The sequence below is a fragment of the Burkholderia sp. D-99 genome (assembly GCF_011605345.1).
GTDB lineage: Bacteria > Pseudomonadota > Gammaproteobacteria > Burkholderiales > Burkholderiaceae > Burkholderia.
In genome coordinates this window covers 126,610-151,423 of sequence record NZ_JAAOXM010000017.1, presented here as the reverse complement: position 1 = coordinate 151,423, position 24,814 = coordinate 126,610, and the positions used below count along the sequence as shown (strand labels likewise).

The following is a 24,814-nucleotide window of genomic DNA, read 5'->3' as shown; positions in this document are numbered from 1 at the left end:
AGGCTTAAAACCAGATGGTAACGACCCCGTCGCCACTCTGAAAACGACTTTTCGTTCTATCGATATGCCGGGCGGCGGGGGCAATCGTGTGCGCGCCCGCGCGGATCGATAGCAGAAATGCTTGGTTGGGAGGGCCGGCCGTGGTCGATAAGATGGGCCCGTCTCCTCCATGATGTCTCTACTGACATGGGTTGGCCCCGCCGCGCGGATGCAGGCGGGGCTTTTTTTTGTCCCGGTCAGGAAAAGGGGCGTGATGCCGGCGGACGTTGCCCGTTACTCGAACACGGGCCGGAAGAAGCTGCGCTCGTAGCTGACGATGCAGCGCGTTTCCTCGGCGTAGCGGAACGCGGCCTGGCAGGCCGGATCGTCCTTCGAGCGTTCGCGGTAGCGCTCGTATTCGGCGAGGCTCGGGAACGAGAACATCGCGAGCGCAATGTTGCTCGCCCCTTCGGACGGCAGGAAGTAGCCGTGATGCGTGCCGCCGAACTGCTCGACGAGCGGAATCCACATCTTGCCGTAGGTTTCGAACTGGTCGAGCTTGTACGGATCGACGACGTAGCGAAGGAAGCAGGTAATCATGAGCGCGCCCGGAGCGAAGAGGATCCGGCGAGTGTGGATGGCGCGGCAGCATGTGTCAACGGCGCGCGCCGGCGATTGATGCCGTCGCGGGATGCGTTGCTTGCGCGCACAACGATCGGCGTTCCCCCATGCGTTCGCAACGACGCACGCGACGCCGCGGCACATACCGTCGCGACCGTCTCTCTCGCCCGCATTTCCCCAAACTTTTACGACATTTTTTCTTGCGAGGGCCGCCGGCGCGCTCATAGACTTCGGGCATCCCAACCACGGAGCAAGGCAATGTCGATACCCTGGAACGCGATCGCCGAACACACACCTGCCGCGCCGCCTTCCGTGTGCGCCGATCGGGTGATCGTGCGGCGTTTCGATCCGGCCTTCGACAGCTATGCGCAACTCACGCCGATGCTGCATCGCGCGTTCGCGCGGCTCGGTGCGATGGGACTCAACTGCACGTGTGTCGACCAGGACGAAGACGTCACACGCCGCCGCGCGGAAGCGGGCGAGTGCTACGTCGCCGTGTGCGGCGGACGCGTGATCGGCACGGCCACACTGTATGCAACCGATCCGTCGTCGGCGTGCTCGCTGTACCGGCGCGAAGGCGTCGCAAGCGTGCGGCAGGTAGCGGTGGATCCTGATTGCCAGAGCCGCGGGATCGGCGCGCTGCTGCTGTCGTTCGCCGAGCAGTGGGCCGCGCTGCGCGGTTATACGCTGCTCGCGCTCGATACGCCGCATCCCGCTTCGCATCTGCTCGCGTTCTACGGCGCGCAGGGTTTTGAAGTCGTCGACGTGATGCGCTTCGACGGCAAGCGCTACGACAGCGCGATCCTTTGCAAGCGGCCCGTCCTGCATGTCGCGCGCCGCGTGTCGCCGGCGTCGCGAATGGTTGCGCGCGTGGCGGCCGTGCGGCGAGCCGCGTATGCGTTGCCGTCGCGCGTGGCCGCGGTGGCCCGCCGCGACCGGCAAGTGCGCCGGGGCGCCGGCTGGGCGGCGCGACGCGCGGCCGGCGCCGCGAGCTGCCGTTCGTCGCCGTGGCGCCCGCGCCAGCACGGGCGCTACGCGTTGAGCTGAACGCCGCCCTCATTTTTCCCGTTTTGCCGCGTAAACGTCGAATGAGCGGAGTGTGGCGCTCCCGCTCGTGTACGGCCCTTGAGACACCCCCGCCGCGCCGCGGCGAAACGGACGTTTACGCGCTTTTTATGCCCCGACGCGATCCTTTGCCGCGATCTTCACGCGAACCTTCATAAGATGGTTGCGTGGAAACGGAAAGCCGCACGCGAACTCGCGCGAAGGCATCCGGCATCGCCCGATGCGATGCCGGATGCCGCTGCGCAAGGCGTGCCGGCAAAAGGAAAACCGCCATGTCTCTCGCACCCGTGACAGACCCGCGCCCCGCGCAGCCTGGCCGCGCGCGCACCGCCGCGCGCTCGATGTTCGATCCCGCGCTCGTGCGCCCGGCGATCGCCGATTCGTTCCGGAAACTCACGCCGCGCACGCAGTTCCGCAACCCGGTGATGTTCTGCGTGTACGTCGGCAGCATCCTGACGACGATCCTGTGGATCGCCGCGCTGTTCGGCCAGGCCGAGGCGCCCGCCGGCTTCATCGTCGCGATCGCGCTGTGGCTGTGGTTCACCGTGCTGTTCGCGAACTTCGCCGAGGCGCTCGCCGAAGGGCGCTCGAAGGCGCAGGCCGCATCGCTTCGCAGTGCGAAACACAACGTGGTCGCGAAAAAGCTCGCGGCGCCGCATGCGAAGGCCGCCGTCGAGGTGATGGCATCGACCGACCTGCGCAAAGGCGATATCGTGCTCATCGAAACCGGCGACGTGATCCCCGCCGACGGCGACGTGATCGAAGGCGTCGCGTCGGTCGACGAATCGGCGATCACCGGTGAATCCGCGCCGGTGATCCGCGAATCGGGCGGCGATTTCTCGTCGGTGACGGGCGGCACGCGCGTGCTGTCCGACTGGATCGTCGTGCGGGTCGCCGTCAATCCGGGCGAGGCGTTCCTCGACCGGATGATCGCCATGGTCGAGGGGGCGAAGCGCAAGAAGACGCCGAACGAAATCGCACTGACGATCCTGCTGGTCGCCTTGACGATCGTGATGCTGCTCGCCACCGCCACATTGCTGCCGTTCTCGACCTTCGCGGTCGACGCGATGAAGGCCGGCCACGTCGTGACGATCACCGCGCTCGTCGCGCTGCTCGTGTGCCTGATCCCGACGACGATCGGCGGCTTGCTGTCCGCGATCGGCGTGGCCGGGATGAGCCGGATGATGCAGGCGAACGTGATCGCGACGTCAGGCCGGGCAGTGGAAGCGGCCGGCGACGTCGACGTGCTGCTGCTCGACAAGACCGGCACGATCACGCTCGGCAACCGCCAGGCGTCGGCGTTCGTGCCCGCGCCGTTCGTGACCGAGGAAGCGCTGGCCGATGCCGCGCAGCTGTCGTCGCTTGCCGACGAAACGCCGGAAGGCCGCAGCATTGTCGTGCTCGCGAAACAACGCTTCAACCTGCGCGAGCGTGACCTGCAGGCACTGCATCCGGTGTTCCTGTCGTTCAGCGCGCAGACGCGGATGAGCGGCGTCGACCTGTCCCCTAACGGGACTTCCACCGGGGCGCCCGCCCGCGAAATCCGCAAGGGTGCGGCGGATGCGATCACGCATTCCGTCGAGTCCCACGGTGGCCGCGTCACGCGCGAAGTCGAAGCAGTTGTGACCGACATCGCGCGTCGCGGCAGCACGCCGCTCGCGGTTGCGGAGCGTGTCGACGGTGTCGCCCGCGTGCTCGGCGTGATCGAGCTGAAGGACATCGTGAAGGGCGGCATCAAGGAGCGCTTCGCGGAGCTGCGCAAGATGGGCATCAAGACCGTGATGGTGACGGGCGACAACCGGCTGACGGCCGCGGCGATCGCGGCGGAAGCGGGTGTCGACGATTTCCTCGCGGAAGCGACGCCGGAAACCAAGCTCGCGACGATCCGCGAGCACCAGGCGGCCGGCCGGCTCGTCGCGATGACGGGCGACGGTACCAACGACGCGCCGGCACTCGCGCAGGCCGACGTCGCGGTCGCGATGAACACCGGCACGCAGGCGGCGAAGGAAGCCGGCAACATGGTCGACCTCGATTCGAACCCGACGAAGCTGATCGAGATCGTCGAGATCGGCAAGCAGATGCTGATGACGCGCGGCTCGCTGACGACGTTCTCGATCGCGAACGACGTCGCGAAGTACTTCGCGATCATTCCGGCGGCATTCGCGACGACGTATCCGCAATTGCGCGTGCTCGACGTGATGCACCTCGCGTCGCCGGCGTCGGCGATCCTGTCGGCGGTGATCTTCAATGCACTGATCATCGTCGCGTTGATCCCGCTCGCGCTGAAGGGCGTGCGCTATCGTCCGCTCGGCGCGGCGCCGCTCTTGCGCCGCAACCTGCTGCTGTACGGCCTCGGCGGCGTGCTGCTGCCGTTCCCGTTCATCAAGCTGATCGACATGGTGCTGGTGGCATGCGGATGGGCCTGAGCATGGACGCGCATCCCGCCGCGCGCGCAGGCGCGCATGACGCACCGGACGAAGGCGCGGCCACATGAGCGAACCGACCGTCGTCATCGTGATCGTCGACGAAGACAGGTTCATCCGGCATTTCGTCCGTGTCGCGCTGAAGGCTGAACACATGCACGTGTGCGAGGCCGCGACCGGCGCGACCGGCGCGGCGGGCGTGGCGGCTGTCGGTGCGCGCCGTCCCGACCTGATCGTCGCGGACACGAACCTGCGGGATATCGGCGGCACCGACCTGATCCGTGCGCTACGTGCGTGCTCGGCCGCGCCGCTGATCGTGCTGTCGGCGTTGAGTGCGGAAAGCGACAAGGTGGCCGCGCTCGACGCGGGCGCGGACGACTACCTGACCAAGCCGTTCGGCGCGGCCGAGCTGATTGCGCGGATTCGCGCGCACCTGCGGCGGCAGGCCGGCGGCGGGCGCCTCGACGCAGTGCGCGTGCGCTTCGGCGACGTGACCGTCGATCTCGGCGATCGCCAGGTGCTGCGCGGTGGGGTGCGCGTGCATCTGAGTCCGATCGAATACCGGTTGCTGGCCGTGCTCGCGCATCACGCGGGCCGGCTGCTCACGCACGACCGCCTGCTGAATGAGGTGTGGGGCGCGGCGCACGGCAAGGATGCGCACTACCTGCGCGTGTATGTCGGCCACCTGCGGCGCAAGCTGGAGTGCGATCCGCGGCGGCCCGAGCACATCGTGACGGAGACGGGTGTCGGCTATCGGCTCGCCGGCGCCGTGTAGCGTAGCGCGGTCAGGGGTTGGCGGCCGTGCGCAGTGCGTCGTTCGCCGTGCCGTTCGCCGGGCGCAATTGCGCGTCGAACTGCTGCACGCGCAGCGCGACGCGCTGCGCATAGCGTTTCGTGCCGCCGTTGTAGCGCACGAGCGCGGTTTCGACGTCGCCGTCCGCATCGTCGAGATAGCCGCGGAAGATGGCCGCGCCGATCCGCACGTTGGTGGCCGGATCGGACAGGTCCTTCACATGCGCGACGAGATCACGATGGGCAGTGGGCAGCACCTGCATCAACCCGCGCGCGCCGGCCACACTGACCGCGTGGCGATCGAAGCCCGACTCGACCGCGATGATCGCGAGCAGCAGCGCCGGTGCCAGCCCGTAGCGATCCGATTCGGTCTGCACGGCGCGCGCGATCGTGCGCGCTTCGGCGTATGCGACGTGAAAGCGGTTGCGCAGGGTCGTGACGATCGTGTCGACGGTGGGGGGAAGCGATACGTCGGGCGTGCTGGCGGCGGTGACCGGCGCCGCTGGCGTGTCGTCGGCATGCGCGGGTAGCGCAAGCGCCAGCGATAGCGCGATCGGGAGGCGCAGCAGAAGCCGCTTCAGCGGGAGCGCCGGGCGCGCGTGCGGCGCCGGTAGGTCATGCGATGAATAGGTTTCCTGCATGTCGTCGCATCGTGGTTCCGATGCGACGACTGTACGCAGTTATGCGTTGCGACCGTCGAAAGAAACCGGCACGCCCGATAAACGGCGCGTAAAGATGGGCGACCGCAGACCGCAGACCGCAGACCGCAGACCGCAGACCGCAGACCGCAGACCGCAGACCGGCAACCAGCAACCAGCAACCAGCAACCAGCAACCAGCATGACCGTGCCGCATCACTCGTCGCGACTGCTCGACTCGCCGCCGCCTTTCGCGAGGCGCCATGCGATCGTGCCGAGCACCCCGACCGCGACGACCAGCGCGCCCCACAGCACGTAGCGGCGCGGTGCGTCCGTATCGGCGGCCGGCACCGGCACGACCGCCGATACCGGCAATGCCGCGCCGACGCGCGCGGGCCGCACTTCGGGCGCCATGCCGACCAGCAGTGCGTCGCGGCCGACGGCCGACGACACGAGCGACGCGTCGCCGACGCCGAGCGTAAACGGCGGCGTGCCGCGTGCAACGAAAGTCAGCGCGGCCGGATGCCAGCCGATCGCGACGGCCGGCTGGCCGCCGCCGAATCCGCCGTTGCGCATGTCGACGACGATGCGCCACGCGCGATCCGTATTCGCCGCGAACTCGAGCGGCAGGTTGCGCTGCTCGCCGGCCTTCCCCTGCAGCCGGAACAGCACGGCGCCCGCGACGTCGCGCCACGGCGCCTGCGCGTCGGCGCGGCTCTGCAGCGTCGCGCGCGCGACGGTATTCGGTTGCGGCAGGTCGATGCGCACGCGGTCGACGGGATACGCGCCGTCGGTGTCGAACAGATACTCGCCGGGCGTGCCACCGGCCCGCACGCGCACGGCGTCGCGCCATTGGCGCGGCACGGACGCGGTGTCGGTCCCGCGCGTGTCGCGCGGGTGCGTCTCGACGTCGATCGACGCGATCGCGGGCGCGCCGTCGAGCCAGTCGAGCCGCAGGTAGCGCGGCGCTGCGCCTTCGAGCGCGATGCGTTCCTGCACCAGCATGTCGTCGCCGTGGCCGACCTTCAGCAACTGCGTGCTGCCGAGCGGCCGCCAGCTGCGCAGGTCGTCGCTGGCTTCGACGGCGACACGCCCCTGGTAGCTGTCGTCGCCCACGTGGACGAGCAGTGCGTCGATGTCGCCGTCCGCATGCGACAGGTCGACGAGATCCGCGCCGTGCTTCGCACGCACCGGTGCGGCGACGCCCGCGCGCAGCGCGCCGTCCGGGCCGACCGTCACGCCGAGCGGCGCGTTGCCGTTGTCGGCGTGAGCGGGCGGCAGCGGGAACCAATGCACCGGCGTGCGCGCCGACGGTACGGCGGGTGCGGCAGCCGCGGGCGCGTCGAGCGAATACGGCACCGGCTCGCCCGCGCCGTTGAAGATGCGCACGTCGCCGAGATCGTCGCGCCGGCTCGCCGCATAGACGGGCTGCGGCACGGTGAGCTGGTAATACGCGGCAGCGCCGTCCAGGTCGAGCGAGAAGCGCTGCGCGGGCGCGCCGTCGGCGGTCGCGAACGACGCGAGCAGGCTCAGTCCGAGCAGCGCGGCGAGTCGTTTCATTGCGGGTCGTCCTGTTGCGCGGCGGCCTTCGGCGGCAGCGGCGAGAAATAACCGATCAACAGCAGCAGCACGCCGATGCCGATGAACGACACGATGCGCTCGATGCCGGTCACGTGCGACAGGTCGAACAGGAACAGTTTGACGACCGTGAGCGCGAGCAGTGCGGCGCCGACGAACCACAGCGGACGCAGCCCGCGGCGCGTGGCCCAGATCGTGATCGCGAGCGCACAGAGCGTCCAGTACACGGACACCGACGCCTGCACGAGCGTCGATTCCGCCATCGCGCCGAGTTCGTACGGCACGCCGGCCCAGTGATGCAGCGTGCGCAGCAGGATCGCGTTCAGCCACAGGAACGCGGTCGCGCCGGCCGCGCTCAGCAGCTCGACGCGATAGTTGCCGAACGACCAGCCGAGCTTGCGTGCGCGCAGGAACCACGACGCGGCGAGCGCATAGACGACCGCGAGCACGAGGTCGAGCGGGTTGAAGAGCGGCACGCGCGCCCAGCTTCCGCCGTCCTGCGTGAAGTTCGCGTAGAAGGTCCACACCCACATCACGACGATCAGCGGCAGCGACGCGAGCGCGCACACGCGGGCGATGCCGTCGCGGCGCGTCAGCCACATCCCGGCGAACGCGAACAGGCTCCAGCCGACCATGAACACCTGCTGGATGCCGAACGACGACAGCACGGTGTCGATGTCGTAGGCCATGTGGAAGCGGTGATGCAGCGTGCGCAGCATCAGCGCGTTGAACCACAGGAACACGGTGACGATCGCGGCGTAGTCGACGACGCGCGGATGCCATGCGATGCCGAGCGTGCGCAGGCACCGCAGCCACACGGTGAACGCGACGAACACGAGGAATTGCGCGATGTCGAGCGGGTTAAGCAGCGGCAGCCAGAAGAGCGGCGCCGCGTTGCCGTCGCTGCTCACACTGGCGATGCTCCACAGCCACAGCAGCGCGGCGAGCGGTGCCGCGCCCCACACCTGGTACGCGCGCGGGAACGCCGCGACGGGCCAGCGCAGGCGCGAGCCGGGGCCCGACACCAGCAGGAGCAGCGCACCGAAGCCGTAGGCCCACGCGCTCCAGCTCCATGCGCCTTCGGGCACGAACGCGCGCAGGCGCCAGAAGCCCTCGAGCGACAGCAGCCCGCACAGGGTCCAGAACATCAGCGTATGCAGCGGCGCGATGATGCCTGCGCCGATGGATGGCACGAGGCTAGGCGCCGGGCCTTTCGCGGAATCTGCGCTTGCCGTGCCGCGCGACTGGCGCCACAGCAGCGCAAGGCCTGCGCCAGCAGCGACCGGCCACGCGAACGCGCCCATCCCCGACAGCGGCGCTTCATGCGCATCGAACACACGCAGCGCGAGCAGCGCCAGCACCGGCGTCAGCGCGAGCGCGGGCCATTCGGCGAGCGGCCACGCAAGCCGGCGGCGCGCGACATGCGCGAGCCACGCGGTGCCGGCCGCGAACAGTGCGGTCGAATCGACGACGAAGCGGTCGGCATGCAGGTCGACGTGACGGCTCGCGTAGACGAGGATCTCGTGCAGCCCGCCGCTGACCCACCACAGCAGGCCCCACGCGGCTGCCGCGGCCCCGATCTCGGGCATCCACGCATGCCAGGCGCGCGCTTCCTCGCGCCCGTGCAGCCACCAGCCGGTGAACAGGCCGGCGAGCGCGATCAGCAGCATCGCGATGTACGGGCTGTTGAGCACGGGCAGCGCGGTGGCATCGGCCGGCCCGAGCAGGCTCGTGAAGAACGCGCCGGCCGCGGCGACCTGCATCAGCAGCCCGAAGCCGAACCGCAGCATGCGCTTCTCGCGCACGCCGAGCCAGACGACGGCCGCGCCTTCGATCGCCCACGCGGCGCTGGTCGTCGGGCCCGAGAACGCGAGCGGCACGGCCAGCGTCGCGAAGATCACCGCGAGCGCGAGTGTGGATTCGAACAGCAGCGCGAGGCGGTCGCGGCGCCGCGCGAGCCATGCGGTGACGACGACATAGAACGCCGACAACGCAACGGCGCTCCATGCGAGCCCGAACGGCATGTCCTTCACGAGCGACGCCTGCAGCGCGGTCGCGACGATCGGCGTGCCGAACACGAGCGTGCCGTCGACGTAGTGCCGCAGCGCGAGCTCGCGCTTCACCGCATACAGCAATGCGATGCCGACGTACATCAGGAAGAACAGGACGAGGAACGGCTCGGTGCTCGCGAACAGCGCGGGGCGGTAGGCCGTCACGCCCCACGCCGAGCCGATCGTGAACGTGAACACGAAGCCGAGCAGGTTCAGCGGACGCCAGGCCTTGAACCACGCGATCGCGAAGATGCCTGCGTTCAGCAGCGCGTAGTAGCTGAACAGCGCGACGTGGTTGCCGTGCCCGGTCGATAGCAGCACCGGCGCGAGAAAGCCGCCCGCGGTGCCCATGAACGCGAGCGGCAGCGCGTTCTGCCGCACCGCGAGGAACGCGCTCAGCGCGCATACCGCGACCATCAGCGGAAACGCGGCGCCGACGGGCAGCAGCGCATAAAGCTTGGTCGCGGCGAAGATCGTCAGGTACAGGATGCCGACGCCGCCCCCCTGCAGCACGAGCCCGTACGCCGCGCGGCGCGCACGCACGCGCCAGCCGATCGCGAGCAGCGCGGCCGCGGCGAGCGCGGTGCCGGCGAGGCGGAATTCGATCGGCAGCATGTTGTTGTCGGCCGCGTACTTGAGCAGGAACGCGACACCGAAGAACAGCACGATGATCCCGACGCGCACGACCGTGTTGCCGCCGAGCAGCCAGTCGCGCGCGGCGCGAAATGCACGCTCGACGATGTCGGGTTCGCGCGGTTTGGGCGGCGTGGGGGGAACCGACGGTGCGGGGGGCGGGGCGGCAGGCGTTTCGCTCGCGCGAGTCGCGGCCGGTGTCGGTACCGGCGCGGCGGTGCGAACCGGTGCGGGGGCCGGTGCCGATGCGAACGCCGGTGCGTCCGCGCGTGCGGCCGCCGCCGGGGCGGGCGGGCGCGGCGGCAGCGCGGCCGAAGGCGGGACGGGAGCGGATGTCGTTGCGGACGCAGATGCGGTGCCGGCGGGCGTGTGCGCCGTTGCGTCGGTCGCGGCCGAGCCGGCCTTCGCGCCGGCCAGCTGGCCGCGCAGCGACGCGACTTCACGCGTCAGCGTTTCGACGGTTGCTTCGAGGCGCGCGACGCGATCGGCAAGCGGAACCGGCGGCTGTGCGGGCTGCACCGGCATCGCGAACGTATCGGGTGCTGCGCCCTTGTTCTTGCGCTTGCGCTGTTGCAGCGTGTGATCGAGACAGAACCCGATCGCGGCGCCGAGCACTGCGCCGTTGAGGGCGGAGAAATCCCCGATCAATGCGGCAATCCCGCCCACGATGAAGCCGATTGCGGTAAAAGCCCAGTTCATCTCGCCCTGCTCCCTCTCTCGTATCGTTATCGGCCTGCGATCGGACGGTTGCCGATCGAGGCGGTGTCGGCATGGCCGGCAGGCGAACCGGCATGCACTGCTGACAGCGGTGGCCGCGTGGCGGCCTGCGTCGCACTCAGCCTGTTGGCGGGGAATGTATCACAGCGGCCGTCGCGGATTTTCCGGGTTGGCGAGGTATCGCGGCGTGCGCCGTCCGGTGTCGTCGCGCGGCTTTTTGCACGGTCATGCTTTTTACGGGTGAATGCCATGCGCGCATTCGTCTGAGCAGATCGACGCGTGATCGGACGTGAAATTGTCGTAAAGCGACGCGTGCCCGATGCGAATTGGCGCATAACGCGACGCGATATGCGCCGCGCTGCTGCGCACAAGTCCGGCGCGCGATGCCCGCCGTTGCTGGCCGTGCGCGTATTGCGCCGCCGCAATCGGGTGCCGCCGCGTGCCGCGGCCCGCCCGGCGGGGCTGGCGGCCGTGTCGTATTTGCGCAAGCGTTTGTCGTAATTCGTCGGCAGGTCGGGGTTTTTTCTGGCAACTATGTAGGCACGCTATGACTCGCGTGAGTCCCCGCTACACGAGGAGAAGGTTTCGATGGATGCCCCCAAGGTCGTGGTCGAAGGTCTGTGCAAGGTGTTTGGAAGCAACCCGCAGCAGGCGCTCGACATGCTCGCCGCCGGCGCGACGAAAGACGATGTGCTCAAGCGCACCGGTCAGGTCGTCGGCGTGCACAACGTCTCCTTCGATGTGCAGGAAGGCGAAATTTTCGTGCTGATGGGCCTGTCCGGCTCCGGCAAGTCCACGCTGATCCGCCTCGTGAACCGGCTGGTCGATCCGAGCGCCGGCAAGGTGATGATCGACGGGCTCGACGTCGCATCGGCGCGCCGCTCGGCGCTGACCGCGCTGCGCCGCAAGGACATGAGCATGGTGTTCCAGTCGTTCGCGCTGATGCCGCATCGCTCCGTGGTGTCGAATGCCGCGTTCGGCCTGGAAGTCGCGGGCGTCGGCAAGAAGGAACGCGAGCGCCGCGCGATGGAAGTGCTCGAGCAGGTCGGCCTTGCACCGTTCTCGAACAAGCTGCCGTCCGAGCTGTCCGGGGGCATGCAGCAGCGCGTCGGCCTCGCCCGTGCGCTGGCCGTGAACCCGTCGCTGATGATCATGGACGAGGCGTTCTCCGCGCTCGATCCGCTCAAGCGCCGGGAAATGCAGGATGTGCTGCTGCAACTGCAGAAGGAACAGCGCCGCACGATCATGTTCGTGTCGCACGATCTGGAGGAAGCGCTGCGCATCGGCAACCGCATCGCGATCATGGAAGGCGGCCGCCTCGTGCAGGTCGGTACGCCGCAGGACATCATCGCGAACCCGGCCGACGATTACGTGCGTGCGTTCTTCGACGGCATCGACACCAGCCGCTACCTCACGGCCGGCGACCTGATGCAGACGGGCGCCGTGCCGATCGTGTCGAAGTGCGACGCCGCGAACGTCGCGGCAACGCTGAACGGCAGTGCCGAATACGCGTTCGTGCTCGACGCCGAACGCAAGATTCGCGGCTTCGTCACGCGTGATGCGATCGGTCAGGCCACGCCGTCCGTGCGGCCGATCGAAAGCATCCGGCGCGATGCGTCGCTCGAACACGTCGTCGCGCGCGTGGTCGCGAGCCCGAATGCACTGCCTGTCGTCGACGACGACGGCTGCTACTGCGGCTCGGTCGATCGTGCGCTCATCCTGAAGGCCATCACGCGTTCGCGAGGTTCCCATGTCTGAAATGATTCCGCTCGGTACCTGGGTCGACCAGGGCGTTCACTACCTGCTCGACCACGACGCGAAGACGTTCGACACGATCGGTCAGGCGATCGAGGGGCTCGCGGCATTCGTCGAGCACAGCCTGCAGGCGATCCCGATGTGGATGATGATGGCGATCTTCATCGGCGTCGGGCTGTGGCGGGTGGGCTGGCGCTTCGCGCTGTTCACCACCGCGTCGCTGCTGCTGATCTTCGCGACGGGCTTCTGGGACCAGACGGTCATTACGCTCGGCCTCACGCTGTCGTCGACGATCATCAGCCTCGTGCTCGGCATCCCGCTCGGCATCTGGGCCGCGAAGAGCAAGTGGGTCGCCGCGACCGTGCGCCCGATCCTCGACCTGATGCAGACGATGCCGGCGTTCGTCTACCTGATTCCGGCCGCGATGCTGTTCGGTCTCGGCCGCGTGCCGGGGATCCTGTCGACGGTGATCTTCGCGATGCCGCCGGCGGTGCGCCTGACGAGCCTCGGTATCCGCCACGTGAACCGCGAGATCGTCGAAGCCGGCCAGGCCTTCGGCTGCACGCCGTGGCAGTTGCTGTACAAGGTGCAGTTCCCGAATGCGCTGCCGTCGATCATGCAGGGCGTGAACCAGACGATCATGATGGCGCTGTCGATGGTGATCATCGCGTCGATGGTCGGCGCGGGCGGCCTCGGCAACGACGTGCTCGCCAGTATCCAGCGCCTCGACATCGGCCTCGGTTTCGAAAGCGGCCTGTCGGTCGTGCTGCTCGCGATCATTCTCGACCGCATCACCGAAAGCTTCGGCCGTGCGCCGGGCACCGTGAAGGCGCCGCTGTTCGCCGGTCTCAAGCAGTTGTTTCGCGTGAAGGCTGCGCCCGCACGGGCCTGACCTCCGGCGGCCGGACTACCACCGGCCGCTCACCCTGAATGAATAACGGCTTCCGCGGCTTGCGCTGCGGGGCTGGCCCCCTGCAACCTCCTCGCCAGGAGACCGATGTGACGTCCGCCGTCGCTGTCGCGCCCGCCGCCTGCGTTTCACCGGTTTCGTCCCTCGCCCATTTCGGCTTCCTGACGCTGCCGAATTTCTCGATGATCGCGTTCTCGAGCGCGGTCGAAGTGCTTCGGATGGCGAACTACGTCGGGCGTGCCGATCACTATCAGTGGTCGATCTACTCGCTCGACGGCGCGCCCGCACATGCCAGCAACGGCATCGCGGTGCGGCCCACGCAGGCACTCGACTACACGAACCTGCCGGATGTGATGATCGTGTGCGGCGGCATCCGCATCCGCGACGTGGTCGACGAGGGCGCGCGCGATACACTCGCGGCGCTCGCCGAACGCGGACTGCCGCTCGGCGGCATCTGCACGGGCGCGTATGCGCTGATGTCGAGCGGGTTGCTCGACGGCTATCGCTGCACCGTGCACTGGGAAAACCTGTCCGCGCTGCATGCCGAGTTTCCGCAGGTCGGCTTCGCCGACGAGCTGTTCGTGGTCGACCGCGACCGGCTGACCTGCACCGGCGGCACCGCGCCGCTCGACCTGATGCTGAACCTCGTCGGCATGCGGTTCGGCCAGCAGCTTGCCGCGCAGGTATCCGAGCAGTTCATCCTGGAGCGCATCCGCAGCTCGACCGATACGCAGCCGATTCCGGTCGATGCGCGCGTCGGCTTCTCGCGCGCGGAGCTGATCGAGGTCGTGCGGCTGATGGAGGCGAACATCGAGGAGCCGCTGTCGCTCGAGGAACTCGCACGGCTCGTGCGGCTGTCGCAGCGGCACCTGCAGCGGATGTTCAAGGTGTACCTGAACGTGTCGCCGACCCACTATTACCTGACGATGCGCCTGAAGCGCGCGCGCGACCTGCTGCGCACGACGGATGCATCGATCGCGCGCGTGACGACGGTCTGCGGGTTTCATTCGCCGTGTCATTTCAGCAAGGCCTACCGCGCGCAGTTCGGCCACGCGCCGAGCTACGAGCGCCGGTTGCCGGGGCGCTGATCAAAACCCATGGTCCGCGACGCCGCCGGGATCGCGGCGCGCGGCTTCAATAAACGATCCCGAATTCAAGCAAACGACATCACTTTGAGGAGAAGCAAGATGAAGCGCCTATTGATCGCAGCGGTGTGCGGGATCGGGATAACCGCGCCGATGTCGGCCGTTTATGCGGCCGATCCGCCCGTGTGCAAGAACGTGCGCTTCGCGGATGTCGGCTGGTCCGACATCGCGGCGACCACGGGCCTCGCGTCGACGATGCTGCAGGGGCTCGGCTACAGCCCGACGAAGACGATCGCGTCGGTGCCGATCACGTTCGCGGGGATCAAGAGCAAGCAGATCGACGTGTTCCTCGGCTACTGGTCGCCGACGATGGACCCGATCATCCAGCCGTTCACGAAGGCCGGCTCGATCAAGGTGCTCGCGACGCCCAACCTGACCGGCGCGAAATACACGCTCGCGGTGCCCGACTACGTGTACCAGGGCGGCCTGAAGTCGTTCGCGGACATCCAGAAGTATGCGGACAAGCTCAACGGCAAGATCTACGGGATCGAGCCGGGCAACGACGGCAACCTGCTGATCAAGAAGATGATCGACGGCAACCAGTTCGGCCTCGGCAAGTTCAAGATGGTCGAGTCGAGCGAGGCCGGGATGCTGGTCGAGGTGAATCGCGCGATCCGCGACAAGCAGTGGATCGTGTTCCTCGGCTGGGAACCGCATCCGATGAACGTGCAGATGAAGATCGACTACCTGAGCGGCGGCGACGACGTGTTCGGCCCGAACTACGGCGAAGCGAAGGTGCTCACGGCGACGCCGCCCGACTACGCGCAGCGCTGCCCGAACGTCGCGAAGTTCGTGTCGAACCTGCAGTTCACGACGACGATCGAGAACCACGTGATGGTGCCGATCATGAACAAGGAAGACCCGAACAAGGCTGCGGCCGAGTACCTGAAGGCGAACCCGCAGGCGCTCGACAAGTGGCTCGCGGGCGTGACGACGCTCGACGGCAAGCCGGGCCTGCCGGCAGTGAAGGCTTATCTCGGCGTGCATTGAACGACGTGTTCGGGCTTTCGCCGGGCCCGCAAGCGGCTTGACGGACTGGTTGGTGCCCCCCGTCCCGGGAAGATCCGGGGACGGGGGGCGTCGGCATGTCTGTCCGGCGTATTCAGGCGGGATGGTTCGAATCAGGCATCAGGTATCACGCATCAGGCCACCGCATGCATGAGCCACGCGGTGATGCGTCGAATCACGTCGCTCCAGTCACCTTCGCGGGTTTGCCGCATAGCGGTCGCATCCCTGATCCAGGGGCTCGCGGTACCCTCGACCCCCCAACGCCAATCGCCGCAGATGTGGGTCGGTACGCAAGTCCGCCTACCCATCATGACCGCCAGATTGGCGACGCCTGAGTCGACCGCGACCACGGCATCCAGTTGGGCAATGCATGCCGCCGTGTCGCCGAAATCCCGAATCACCGGCTGGTAGTGGCTGACATTGCCGGCCGGCGTGCCCGCCAGCGCCTGGGCAGCGGGATGATGCAGATTCACGAAGTGCATGCATTCCGCGATGGCGGGGTGTGCCACGATCGCGTTGATCGCATCGAGCGGCAGGCTGCGGCGGCTGGCCCAGCACCTGACGACGGCGCCCTTTTCAGGCCAATGTCGTTGAACGCAATCCCAAAACAGTCCGATCAGCTTCTTGCCCGGATGTTGCTCGCGCACTTGCGCCGCCCATTCGATAGCGATCCGCTGCTTGTGCGGCGGCGTCTGGATGTAGGGCGCGAACCATTGTTCCGACAGGCGTGTCCGCCGGGCCTTCAGCATCGGCAAATGGAGCAGCGTGGCATGCAGGTCCGGCGCGAACCTGTCGGCAAGTGATTGCAGTGCACCGGGCAATGGGGCATGAAACTGCACCGGATTGGGGGCGGCGACGACCTCGCACCGCGGCAGTGACGCCTGCATGAGCGCGTGGCTCTGCGGATGGCAGGTGAGCATGACGTGCGCGCCTTCGTCCAGCCAGTCGGCCACGCAGGCTGCCAGGAGAAAGTTGTCACCGAAGCCGTGCTCATGCGTGATCAGGACACGCTTGCCGCGCACGTCCGATTCACCATCCCATGCCGGGATGTCGACCGGGCGGTAATTGGCGGACAGGCGCGGAACGTCGTCACGCATTCGCCAATAGGCGAAGCCGCGCGGATCGCCCGCCTTGAGCATCGCCTCTCCCATCGCAAATCCGATCGACGCGGTCATCTCGGTATGGCCGGAGGCGGCCATCCGGTAGGCTTCGTCCAGCAACGCAATGGCCTGCGCGAGATCGCCGGCCATCATCAGGCTCATGCCCAGTCGCAGGCGGTAGAGTTCGGGCCGGCTGTGCCGCGACGGATCACGTTGCCATGTTTCGGCGGCTTCGACGTACCGGCCCAGCAGGTAGAGCGCATCGGCACGCCGTGTCAGGGAGACGGCGTCGTGCGGATCGAGCGCCAGCGCGAGGTCGGCCCAGGGGAGCATTTCCTCGTCTCGCCTGAGGGCAGTCAACAGTTCGCAGATTCGATGCAGAAGCGCGGGATCATGTGAATCGTCCGCGTATTGCGTCTGCGCAGCATGCAGCTGCTGTTCGAGATCGGGCATGAATTCGGCTCCGGCGGGCGCGGTCACCGTGCAGCACGGGCGCAACGGGAACCAGCGCGAGCAGGATGCCGAAGGTGCGCATCACGAGGCCGGCACCTTGTCGGTGCTTCGATGCCGGCCGTGTCGCCGAAGGGGCTACACACGGAATGAGCCGTCGAAGATGACGGTGTCGTCGAACCGTATTGTTCCGGACGAAAACACCAGATCCAGATGATGGCTGCCACGTTCACCGCCGCCGAGGCCGAGGTGCAATCCGGGATGGCGTTCCTCGAAACTTGCATTTCGCCCATGCAGCTTGACGTTCAGGTTCGTCCCGATCCCGAACTCCTCGACGATCCTGTTTCCTGCGCATTTATCGAGATACAGCTTGAAATCATCCTCGAGCTGCCGATTGGCCGATTCGACGCTGATCACGTGGCCCCGTTCGATCCCGATGTTCAAGATCGGGTCGATGACGCCGTACTTGATGGCAAAGGGCACCGTGCTCAAGAACGTGCCGCCGAATACGACGTTTCCGGTCAGGTCGAGTACCCGGGTCGCCACTTCGCCCGGCATCAGGTCGTAGTGGTTGCGGCCATCCAGGCTTTTCCATGTCTGATCCAGCGTTCCGTGCAGCGAACCGCCGAAGCCATCGTGAAATTGCACGCGTCGAGCGCGTTGTGCCGCCGCAATGATGCGTTCGTTGCGTGCGGCAATGTCGTCGATGTTCTCGGAAAAGGCCTCCTTGAAGAATTCGCCGTATTCCCGAAGCAATACCGACTTCTTCCAGTGCTCGGCCATTTTCGGCTTGAGGGGCGGGATGAATGACGGCCCGTGCGGGTTGATGTCGGAACGAACGGAGGAGTCATACATGAAGATGAACATGTCACATCGGTCGATTTCCTTTATGACCTGTTCGTGATCTTCCGTGTCAAGCTCGACGTAGGTGAACGAGTATTCGAGTTTTTCAGGGCAATGCTGAATGATCGATTGCGCGGTATTTCTCTGGCTTTTGTCCGAGCCGACGAGAATGCTGGCGCCGGGCGAGTGTTTCTGCATCATGGCTGGATGTCCGCGGACGCACGAAAAGAAATTCTCGACGCTTTTTTCCATGATTATCTCCGGGGTATCCAGGTTCTGGATCAAAAAAATGGCGGGTCATTACGATCCGCCATCATTCGGGCTGCCCGCTTATGCCCACAGAGCCGTGGCGAATGGAATGACTGCGCTGTCTTTCATCATCTCGACCCAGTCTTCATGCTGATCTTCCTGCATCCATTCGATCAGCGGGAGATCCTGCTTTTCCTGATTTTCGTTCATGATGATTTCCTTGTTTAGGAATTGAACCGCGAACATCGCAAATCGCCCTCGAAAATTCGAGGGCGGATTTAGCGATTAAGTGGGCGCATGGAGTTGCGCTGATTATGTGGGATGGATGTGGGTGATTATTTTATGTTAATCGTCAACCAACATTAGCATTCGGATTTGCGGAGAGACAATGTAACGTAAACCCTAGGGTTGTTTTGATTTTGTGAATGCTGGCGGCGGTATTATTTGAATGTCGAACAAATGAAATGGGGTGCGTTTTGGAATTGAAATAAACGCACCGATTGATATCGATCTCGAATTTCCGATCACCGGGGCGGCTCGACTCATTGCCCCTTCGTCGCCACCGGCACGTCGAACACCCGGTCGAACGCCCACTGGAATACGAACGCGTAACAGAAGAAGAACGCAAACAGCCCGATGTCGACGACGAACGCGTCGAACCACGAGATGCCGAGCCACCACGACACGACGGGCACCAGGATGAAGATCAGCCCGCCTTCGAATCCGGTGGCGTGCAGGATCCGCCGCCCGAGCGTGCGTGCCGGCTGCCGGCGCGACGCTTCCCAGCGCTCGAACAGTGCGTTGAAGATCATGTTCCACAGCAACGCGATCGCCGACATCGTCGCCGATAGCGCGCCCGAATAGACGAGGTCCTGCCTGAAGATCGCCGCGATCACGGGCGAGATGCAGGAAATCGCGATCGCTTCGTAGAGCACCGCTTGCGTGATCCTGCGCGTGAGGCCTTGCACGTTGTTTCTCCGGTTCGACGCCACTCCGGCGCCACTCGCCGCGGCACCGTGCCGTGACGTCCAGCAAGGCTATCCGCGTTGCACGCCCGCTTCAATTCACCTAATCTCACCCGGATTCAATCGAATTCAACCCGGCCCGATCCGGCCCGTGAGGCCCCGTGTTCTCGAAACTTCCCCTGACCGCATTGCGTGTATTCGAAGCGTCGGCGCGGCTTGGCGCATTCAAGGCTGCCGCGGACGAACTGTCCGTGACGCCGGCCGCCGTGTCGCACCAGATCAAGTCGCTCGAAAGCCGGCTCGGCGTGTTGCTGTTCGAGCGTGGCGCGAGCGGCGTGCGGCTCACGGAGGAAGGCGAGCGCCTGTTTCGCGCGAGTCACGATGCATTGCTGGCGCTGAGCCGCGGGCTCGATGCGGTGCGGCCCGAAGCGACCGGCGAGCGCACGCTCGTGCTGACCACCACGCCCGCATTCGCCGCGATGTGGCTGATTCCGCGTCTCGGCCGGTTTCGTCGCATCGATCCGCAACTGCACATCAAGATCGAAACCGGTAACGCGCTCGCCGATCTCGAACGCGATGCGCGGATCGATCTCGCGATTCGCGCGACGTCGCGCACGTTTCCGGCGCTGCACGAGATTGCGCTGATCGACGAGTATTTCGGCGCCTATGCGGCCGCCGGGTTCGACGCGCATCGCGCGGACGAGCCGCTCGACCTGATCGAGACCGTGTGGGATACGCCGCTGCCGGTGTCGGTCGACTGGGCGTCGTGGTGCCGCGCGGCCGGCCGCGAAGCGTGGCTCGCGCGCGCGGTGTTTCGCCACTACGACGACGAGCATTACGCGTTGCAGGCCGTGCTGCATGGGCAGGGCATCGCGCTGCTCAGCTCGGTGCTGGCGGCCGAGCATGTCGCGCACGGGGCATTGACGCCGATCGAGCCGTCGGTGCGGCTCGACGGCGCGCGCTTCATCGCGCTGTGCCGGCCCGGGCGGGAGCGCGAGCCGCAGGTCAGGTCGTTTCTCGACTGGCTCGAAGCGGAGATCGCGCAGACGCGGGAGGCGGTGGCGCGGATGGGGGACGACGGACACGCGTGAGAAGGTTCGCGTGGATGACGTGGCGAGTTCAGAACTTGTGGGGCCCGCTGCCGAGCGGCTTGCCGTTGTTGCCCTGGTTGTCGACGTACGCGATCGACGTGTCGATCAGGCTGTACAGCGTGACGCTGCTTTGCGCTTGCGCACCGTCTGCGGTCGCCATGCCGACGAGCATCGATGCGACGAGCGATCCTGTCCGGGTGAAACCTGGTTTCATCGTGTCTGGCAGTCGAAAAATGCGGACGCGCGTTGCGAGGGAGCGGCCGGTGCTGCGCATCCGGCCGACGATGATCGATGGGGGCGCTGGCGGTCAGTAACGCGCATCCCGTGGCTTGCCGCCGTTCGGCCAGTCGTGGATCTTGTCCGGGAAGTCCGGGCGCGGCCGGGTCGTAAACCACGCCGCGACGTCGACCGCGTCCTGGTCACTCAATCCGCCTTGTCCGAGCGGGAACCGGTTGTGCGAACCGATAGCCATGTTCTGCTTCACGAACGCGGCGGCCGTGTAGAGGCGTGCCATGCCGGCCCCGATGTTGAACGACTGGTCGCCCCAAAGCGGCGGATAGATCGCGGTGCCGTCGGCGCGCTGCATCCCGGCGCCGTCCGCGCCGTGACACGATGCGCACTGCGCGGCATACACGGCCTTGCCGTGCGCGAGATCGGGTTTCAGCGCGGTATCGATCTTGCCGACCCCGCGGCCCGGAATCCGGTCCTTCGGTTGTGCGCCGTTTCGCATCCAGTCGAAGTACGCGACCATCGCTTTCATGTCGTCCGAGTCGACCGGGAGCGGCTTGCCGTTCATCGAACGCCGGAAACACCCGTTGATGCGGTCCGCCAGCGACAACACCTTGCCGGATCGCGGCGCGTAGCTCGGGAACTGGGACGACAGGCCGGGATACGGCGACGCGAGTGCAACGGTGCCGGCGCTCAGGTGGCAGCTCGCACAGTTGAGCGAATTGCCGACGTTGTGCGGCAGCAGTGCTTTCGTCTCGAGATTCAGCCGCATGCCGCGCACCAGTTGCGCCGCGTTCGGCTGGTCCAGCAGCGCGGAGAAGCGCGGCGTCCTGAACGTGCTCGCTTCGCCGGCGGCAGCGGCCAGCGACCTGCGCATCTTGCGGACATCCATCGCGAGTACGGGGTCGTTGCGGCCGCCCCATGACGCGCGGACGAACGTCAGGATCTCGGCCAGCTCCCGATCGGACAGCTGGTTGAACGCCGGCATCGTGTAGACGCGCGGATGGGCGCCGGTCTGCGGCGTTTGCCAGCCGGTCAGCGCGATATGGATCAACGAGTCGGTGTTTTTCGACAGCACGGCGGGATTGCCGGACAACGGCGGAAATACCGGCGAGAACCCGTGGCCGTCGGCCTGATGGCATGAACTGCAGAACTGCACGTAGCCGAGCCCGCCCTTCGACGTGTACAGCGTCCCGGGGATATCGGGCTCAGGCTTGCCCGAGGTGGGCGATACCGTGGCCGGCGCGTTCGCGGCCGCGTTCGGCAGCGAATTCAGGTACACGCCGATCGCGGAGAGATCCGTGTCGCTGAAGTACTGGGTACTGTGGTGCACCACGTCCGACATGCCGCCGGATGCGGCCGTGTAGCGATTTCGACCGGTCTTGAGCAACGTGACCAGATCGTCGACGGGCCAGAGTGCGCGCAGGTTGACGGCCCGCCAGGACTCGACCGTCGCGCCGGACAGGTACAGCGGCCCGCTGCTGCCCGACTCCGACATGGCCTTTTCCTGGAAGAACATCCCGCGTGGCGTATGGCAGGCGCCGCAATGCCCGGCGCCTTGCGTCAGGTACGCGCCGCGATTCCAGGTCGCGTCCTTGTCAGGGTTGGGCACGTAGCGGGTGTCGTCGAGGAACAGGGCATTCCAGAACGCGAGGCCCCAGCGCATGTTGAACGGCCATTTGATGCCGAGCGGCTTGTTCTCGAGTTTTACCGGTTCGACGCCGTGCTTCAGATACGCGAAGAGGGCGCGCATGTCGTCTTCGTCGAGTTTCGCGAAGGACGGGTAGGGCATGGCCGGATACAGGTGATGCCCGTCCGCCGCAACGCCTTTGCGCATGGCCCGGTCGAACTGCTCGAACGTGTATCGGCCGATGCCGGTGGCATCGTCGGGCGTGATGTTGGTCGAATAGACCGCGCCGAACGGCGTGCTCAACGCAAGGCCACCCGCGAGAGGCGGGCCGTTCGCCGACGTGTGGCACGCGACACAGTCGCCGGCGCGTGCGACGTACGCGCCTTTCTTGACCAGCTCGGTTGCGTCGACTTGCACCGGGGGCGTCGCCGCTGCCGTGATGACGGGCAGCATCGCGGCGATCGACAGTGCGGCTTTGAGGCAGAACTGCGACAGACTGCGGATCGATGATCTCATTGCAGGTGATGGTTTTTTTGGGAGACACGAGTCATCGTCTCCTCATCGGCTGTCCCGCGGTCTGACGGGAATCAACCGGCCATCACTCGATCACGAAATACTTTTTGTTTCGGCAACCGGGATATTCGGATTCGGTCCGCATGGCGCCATGACTTTCGAAGTCCGGTTGCTTCGGAAGAGGGGCGGTGCGACGGGTGCGCGGAGGCAGGCCTTCGATTCGCGCGATGTGCGGGTGTCGTGTAGCGGGTCCCCCATTGCCCACCGCCCACCGCCCACCGCCCACCGCCCACCGTCACCCGAACCGGACGCAATAAACCGGCGGCAAATGCGCCGACACCAGCCGCCAGTTTTCCCCGCCGTCGCCGGACGTCCATAACCCGCCGGTCGTCGACGCCATCGCGAGGTGCGTGCCCGAATCGTCCACCGCGAGCCCGTGCCGGTACACGAGGTCGTACGCCGGTGCGGGCGGCAGCCCGTTCGTGAATGGCTCGAAACTGCGCCCGCCGTCGCGCGTGCGCGTGACGACGAACCGGCCGTCCACCGGAATCCGGCACGCGTCCTTCACGGCCGGCACGAACCACGCGGTGTCCGGCTCGTGCGGATGCACGGCCACCGCGAAGCCGAAGCTCGAAGGCTGCGCCTCGATCCGGCGCCAGTGTTCGGCGCCGTCGGTCGAGCGGAAGATCGCGCAGTGATGCTGCGTCCACAGCACGTCCGGGTTGGCCGCGCACTGCACGACGCGGTGCGGGTCCTGCGCGTTGGGTTCGCCGCGCCGCTCGGGCGGCATGTAGTCGGCTTCCATGCCGTCGGCGGTCACACGCCACGTCGCGCCGCCGTCGGCGGTCTGCCAGATGCCGCCGCACGAGATGCCGACCGTCACGTGCCGGCTGTCGCGCGGATCGACCATCACCGAATGGATGCCCGGTGCATCGTATCCGCCGCCGCCCCATTCGGCGCGCTCCGGGCGATCCCACAATGCCCGGTTGAGCACCCAGGAACTGCCGCCGTCGTCGGAGCGGAACAGCCCGCCGGGAATCGTGCCGGCCCACAGCACGCCGGGTTCGTCCGCGCCGCCGGCTTCGAGCGACCAGATCTGCTGGAGCGTCCACGGCGGCTGCGGCGGGCCGGGCGGCGCGTCGCCCGTGTCATTCGCGGCGCCCGTGCCCGCATGTGCGCTGGCGGGCGGGGCGTCGGCAGGCTGCGGCGGGTACACGGGCACCGCGCATTCTTCCCAGTCGGCGGAGCCTGCGCGCCTGCGGTGCAGCTTGACGCCGAAATGGCCGAGGTTCAGCGCCGCATACAGCGTGCCGTCACGCGGGTCGGCGAGCGCCATGCTGACCGGCTCGCCGGCGAAGTGCGGCTCACCGAGCGTCCAGCCGCCGGTGCGGTCGGGCTGCAGCACGAACAGGCCCTTGCGGGTGGCGACGAGCAGTCGATCGTTCATGTGCGATGTCTCCTGATGGCCCGACCCGGCGTTCCGGCACGCGGTCGGCGCTTGTGCATACGTCCCCTTATCCGCCCGTCAGCGCCTGTACGACATAGACCCGGCTGGCGCCGCCGAGCCCATCCGAAAGGTGCTGCCGGTCGCGTATCGGCTGGCCGTCGATGAATACCGACAGGTGTTTGCGCAGCGCACCCTGGTCGTCGAGGATGTAGCCGCGCAGTCGCGGCTGCTCGCTGAAAACGGTGTCGAATGCTTCGCCGAGCGTGTGGGCGTCGATTTCGCGTTCGGGCGTTTCGATATGCCGCTGGATCGACGCGGCGAAAAAGAGGTGCGCCATGGCGGTGGCTGGCAGGAGCCGCGCGGAGGGGACGGTCTTTAGTTTAGGCGATCCGTCAGGGGCAAAAAGGGGGACGTCGCGTAGTCGCGCTGCGCCGGCATGCCCGATCCTTCCCGGTCGACACGTTCGGGCGCATCGGCAACAATCCTGCCCGGACCGTCATCGCATGCCGGATTCGGCCGCCATGCCGATCGACGGTCGCATGCTCTCCCCTTGCCGATGAAGGAAAACCTTGTCATGTCTCGATCCGCGCTGTCGATCGTCAAGCCCGCCGTCGACGATATCGTCGCGGGCCGCAAGCGGGTGGAAATCCGGTCGTGGGCGCCGCCGGCCATTCCGTTGCGCGATCTCGTGCTGGTGCAGAACACGATCTTCCTGCGACAGGACGGGCAGGAGGATCCCGACGGTATCGCGCTCGCGTTGGTCGACGTCGTGGGGGTGCACGACTGGACGCCTGATGAAGCCCGCTCGCAAGGCAAGCCATGGTGTGCCGGATACGTGTGCTGGGAACTGGCGAATGTGCGGGCGATCGACCCGCCTTTTCCGTGTGTCGCCAGGCGCGGCATCTATGCGCTGGCGGATGGGTTAGAAAAGGAATCCTGATTATTTCTCAGGAATTCGGAGCCGGCCGCGTTCCCTTTCGACAC

General features: G+C 66.8%; 21 protein-coding genes and 1 pseudogene. 9 read left to right on the top strand and 13 right to left on the bottom strand.

The features are described from left to right. Window positions 1-273: 273 nt before the first annotated feature. Window positions 274-579, bottom strand: a complete 306-nt coding sequence (locus HAV18_RS36415) for an NIPSNAP family protein (RefSeq protein ID WP_048251235.1) — start codon at window positions 577-579, stop codon at window positions 274-276. 279 nt (window positions 580-858) lie between these two features. Between HAV18_RS36415 and HAV18_RS36410 the strand changes: the two genes are divergently transcribed. The 3 genes from HAV18_RS36410 (at window position 859) to HAV18_RS36400 (ending at window position 4,863) form a co-directional block, all read left to right on the top strand. Beyond that, window positions 859-1,647 (top strand): GNAT family N-acetyltransferase, encoded by a 789-nt coding sequence (locus HAV18_RS36410; RefSeq protein WP_166965461.1) that lies wholly within the window; start codon window positions 859-861, stop codon window positions 1,645-1,647. 359 nt (window positions 1,648-2,006) lie between these two features. Next, window positions 2,007-4,091: a potassium-transporting ATPase subunit KdpB gene (gene kdpB / locus HAV18_RS36405; RefSeq protein ID WP_166965479.1), complete on the top strand. Its 2,085-nt coding sequence runs from the start codon at window positions 2,007-2,009 to the stop codon at window positions 4,089-4,091. A 64-nt stretch (window positions 4,092-4,155) separates the two neighbouring features. Next, complete coding sequence (locus HAV18_RS36400) at window positions 4,156-4,863, top strand: winged helix-turn-helix domain-containing protein (protein ID WP_166965459.1); 708 nt, start codon at window positions 4,156-4,158, stop codon at window positions 4,861-4,863. A 10-nt stretch (window positions 4,864-4,873) separates the two neighbouring features. Here the strand turns inward: HAV18_RS36400 and HAV18_RS36395 are convergent, their stop codons facing one another. From HAV18_RS36395 to HAV18_RS36380, 4 genes are all read right to left on the bottom strand, one after another. Beyond that, window positions 4,874-5,521 (bottom strand): lytic transglycosylase domain-containing protein, encoded by a 648-nt coding sequence (locus HAV18_RS36395; RefSeq protein ID WP_166965457.1) that lies wholly within the window; start codon window positions 5,519-5,521, stop codon window positions 4,874-4,876. Window positions 5,522-5,733: 212 nt separating this feature from the next. Beyond that, window positions 5,734-7,077 carry a DUF3999 domain-containing protein gene (locus tag HAV18_RS36390; protein ID WP_166965455.1) on the bottom strand — a complete coding sequence of 448 codons (1,344 nt, stop codon included), beginning with the start codon at window positions 7,075-7,077 and terminating at the stop codon, window positions 5,734-5,736. Beyond that, on the bottom strand, window positions 7,074-10,478 hold the full coding sequence (locus tag HAV18_RS36385; RefSeq protein ID WP_166965453.1) for a DUF2339 domain-containing protein: 3,405 nt from the start codon (window positions 10,476-10,478) through the stop codon (window positions 7,074-7,076). The genes HAV18_RS36390 and HAV18_RS36385 overlap by 4 nt, the downstream gene beginning before the upstream one ends. Before the next feature lie 26 nt (window positions 10,479-10,504). After that, a complete protein-coding gene (locus tag HAV18_RS36380; RefSeq protein WP_166965451.1) occupies window positions 10,505-10,747 on the bottom strand; it encodes a hypothetical protein in 243 nt (80 codons plus the stop codon). 215 nt (window positions 10,748-10,962) lie between these two features. Here HAV18_RS36380 and HAV18_RS36375 point away from each other — a divergent pair. The 4 genes and pseudogenes from HAV18_RS36375 to HAV18_RS36360 all read left to right on the top strand — a co-directional run. Next, a pseudogene (locus HAV18_RS36375) lies at window positions 10,963-12,254 on the top strand (glycine betaine/L-proline ABC transporter ATP-binding protein); the annotation flags it as partial. Next, a complete protein-coding gene (choW, locus tag HAV18_RS36370) occupies window positions 12,247-13,143 on the top strand; it encodes a choline ABC transporter permease subunit (RefSeq protein ID WP_166965449.1) in 897 nt (298 codons plus the stop codon). The pseudogene HAV18_RS36375 and the gene choW, both read left to right, overlap by 8 nt. Window positions 13,144-13,250: 107 nt before the next feature. Further along, on the top strand, window positions 13,251-14,249 hold the full coding sequence (locus HAV18_RS36365; protein WP_047902460.1) for a GlxA family transcriptional regulator: 999 nt from the start codon (window positions 13,251-13,253) through the stop codon (window positions 14,247-14,249). A gap of 99 nt (window positions 14,250-14,348) precedes the next feature. Next, a complete protein-coding gene (locus HAV18_RS36360) occupies window positions 14,349-15,296 on the top strand; it encodes a choline ABC transporter substrate-binding protein (RefSeq protein WP_166965447.1) in 948 nt (315 codons plus the stop codon). A gap of 152 nt (window positions 15,297-15,448) precedes the next feature. Here the strand turns inward: HAV18_RS36360 and HAV18_RS36355 are convergent, their stop codons facing one another. The 4 genes from HAV18_RS36355 to HAV18_RS36345 all read right to left on the bottom strand — a co-directional run bounded on the left by HAV18_RS36355 (window position 15,449) and on the right by HAV18_RS36345 (window position 18,924). After that, window positions 15,449-16,867, bottom strand: coding sequence for a tetratricopeptide repeat-containing glycosyltransferase family protein (locus HAV18_RS36355; protein ID WP_166965445.1), 1,419 nt, complete (start codon window positions 16,865-16,867; stop codon window positions 15,449-15,451). 135 nt (window positions 16,868-17,002) lie between these two features. Then, window positions 17,003-17,959 carry a leucyl aminopeptidase gene (locus HAV18_RS36350; protein ID WP_166965443.1) on the bottom strand — a complete coding sequence of 319 codons (957 nt, stop codon included), beginning with the start codon at window positions 17,957-17,959 and terminating at the stop codon, window positions 17,003-17,005. Between the two features lie 78 nt (window positions 17,960-18,037). Further along, window positions 18,038-18,166, bottom strand: a complete 129-nt coding sequence (locus HAV18_RS40230; protein ID WP_021163990.1) for a hypothetical protein — start codon at window positions 18,164-18,166, stop codon at window positions 18,038-18,040. 332 nt (window positions 18,167-18,498) lie between these two features. Then, entirely contained in the window at window positions 18,499-18,924 is a 426-nt protein-coding gene (locus HAV18_RS36345) for a PACE efflux transporter (protein ID WP_166965441.1), read from the bottom strand. Between the two features lie 158 nt (window positions 18,925-19,082). On the opposite strand from HAV18_RS36345, the gene HAV18_RS36340 reads away from it, so the two are divergent. Next, window positions 19,083-20,012 (top strand): LysR substrate-binding domain-containing protein, encoded by a 930-nt coding sequence (locus HAV18_RS36340; protein ID WP_166965439.1) that lies wholly within the window; start codon window positions 19,083-19,085, stop codon window positions 20,010-20,012. A 28-nt stretch (window positions 20,013-20,040) separates the two neighbouring features. On the opposite strand, the gene HAV18_RS36335 is transcribed toward HAV18_RS36340, so the two are convergent. From HAV18_RS36335 to HAV18_RS36320, 4 genes are all read right to left on the bottom strand, one after another. Further along, entirely contained in the window at window positions 20,041-20,226 is a 186-nt protein-coding gene (locus tag HAV18_RS36335) for a hypothetical protein (protein WP_243771833.1), read from the bottom strand. A gap of 93 nt (window positions 20,227-20,319) precedes the next feature. Continuing rightward, window positions 20,320-22,386, bottom strand: a complete 2,067-nt coding sequence (locus HAV18_RS36330) for a c-type cytochrome (protein ID WP_166965437.1) — start codon at window positions 22,384-22,386, stop codon at window positions 20,320-20,322. 292 nt (window positions 22,387-22,678) lie between these two features. Beyond that, entirely contained in the window at window positions 22,679-23,830 is a 1,152-nt protein-coding gene (locus HAV18_RS36325) for an exo-alpha-sialidase (RefSeq protein WP_166965435.1), read from the bottom strand. Window positions 23,831-23,897: 67 nt separating this feature from the next. After that, window positions 23,898-24,167 carry a MoaD/ThiS family protein gene (locus tag HAV18_RS36320; protein ID WP_166965433.1) on the bottom strand — a complete coding sequence of 90 codons (270 nt, stop codon included), beginning with the start codon at window positions 24,165-24,167 and terminating at the stop codon, window positions 23,898-23,900. 99 nt (window positions 24,168-24,266) lie between these two features. Here HAV18_RS36320 and HAV18_RS36315 point away from each other — a divergent pair, with 99 nt between their 5' ends. Next, the gene (locus HAV18_RS36315) at window positions 24,267-24,770 is read left to right on the top strand and encodes an ASCH domain-containing protein (protein ID WP_243771832.1); all 504 of its coding nucleotides are present in this window, start codon (window positions 24,267-24,269) and stop codon (window positions 24,768-24,770) included. Window positions 24,771-24,814 lie beyond the last annotated feature (44 nt).

What these genes read in the sequence shown, in the direction of transcription:
- HAV18_RS36390 (WP_166965455.1), bottom strand. Translation starts at nt 7,077, where the DNA reads ATGAAACGACTCGCCGCGCTGCTCGGACTGAGCCTGCTCGCGTCGTTC.
- HAV18_RS36415 (WP_048251235.1), bottom strand. Translation starts at nt 579, where the DNA reads ATGATTACCTGCTTCCTTCGCTACGTCGTCGATCCGTACAAGCTCGAC.
- HAV18_RS36330 (WP_166965437.1), bottom strand. Translation starts at nt 22,386, where the DNA reads ATGAGATCATCGATCCGCAGTCTGTCGCAGTTCTGCCTCAAAGCCGCA.
- HAV18_RS36385 (WP_166965453.1), bottom strand. Translation starts at nt 10,478, where the DNA reads ATGAACTGGGCTTTTACCGCAATCGGCTTCATCGTGGGCGGGATTGCC.
- HAV18_RS36400 (WP_166965459.1), top strand. Translation starts at nt 4,156, where the DNA reads ATGAGCGAACCGACCGTCGTCATCGTGATCGTCGACGAAGACAGGTTC.
- HAV18_RS36315 (WP_243771832.1), top strand. Translation starts at nt 24,267, where the DNA reads ATGCCCGATCCTTCCCGGTCGACACGTTCGGGCGCATCGGCAACAATC.
- choW (WP_166965449.1), top strand. Translation starts at nt 12,247, where the DNA reads ATGTCTGAAATGATTCCGCTCGGTACCTGGGTCGACCAGGGCGTTCAC.
- HAV18_RS36320 (WP_166965433.1), bottom strand. Translation starts at nt 24,167, where the DNA reads ATGGCGCACCTCTTTTTCGCCGCGTCGATCCAGCGGCATATCGAAACG.
- HAV18_RS36335 (WP_243771833.1), bottom strand. Translation starts at nt 20,226, where the DNA reads ATGAAACCAGGTTTCACCCGGACAGGATCGCTCGTCGCATCGATGCTC.
- HAV18_RS36360 (WP_166965447.1), top strand. Translation starts at nt 14,349, where the DNA reads ATGAAGCGCCTATTGATCGCAGCGGTGTGCGGGATCGGGATAACCGCG.
- HAV18_RS36350 (WP_166965443.1), bottom strand. Translation starts at nt 17,959, where the DNA reads ATGGAAAAAAGCGTCGAGAATTTCTTTTCGTGCGTCCGCGGACATCCA.
- HAV18_RS40230 (WP_021163990.1), bottom strand. Translation starts at nt 18,166, where the DNA reads ATGAACGAAAATCAGGAAAAGCAGGATCTCCCGCTGATCGAATGGATG.
- kdpB (WP_166965479.1), top strand. Translation starts at nt 2,007, where the DNA reads ATGTTCGATCCCGCGCTCGTGCGCCCGGCGATCGCCGATTCGTTCCGG.
- HAV18_RS36325 (WP_166965435.1), bottom strand. Translation starts at nt 23,830, where the DNA reads ATGAACGATCGACTGCTCGTCGCCACCCGCAAGGGCCTGTTCGTGCTG.
- HAV18_RS36355 (WP_166965445.1), bottom strand. Translation starts at nt 16,867, where the DNA reads ATGCCCGATCTCGAACAGCAGCTGCATGCTGCGCAGACGCAATACGCG.
- HAV18_RS36380 (WP_166965451.1), bottom strand. Translation starts at nt 10,747, where the DNA reads ATGGCATTCACCCGTAAAAAGCATGACCGTGCAAAAAGCCGCGCGACG.
- HAV18_RS36410 (WP_166965461.1), top strand. Translation starts at nt 859, where the DNA reads ATGTCGATACCCTGGAACGCGATCGCCGAACACACACCTGCCGCGCCG.
- HAV18_RS36395 (WP_166965457.1), bottom strand. Translation starts at nt 5,521, where the DNA reads ATGCAGGAAACCTATTCATCGCATGACCTACCGGCGCCGCACGCGCGC.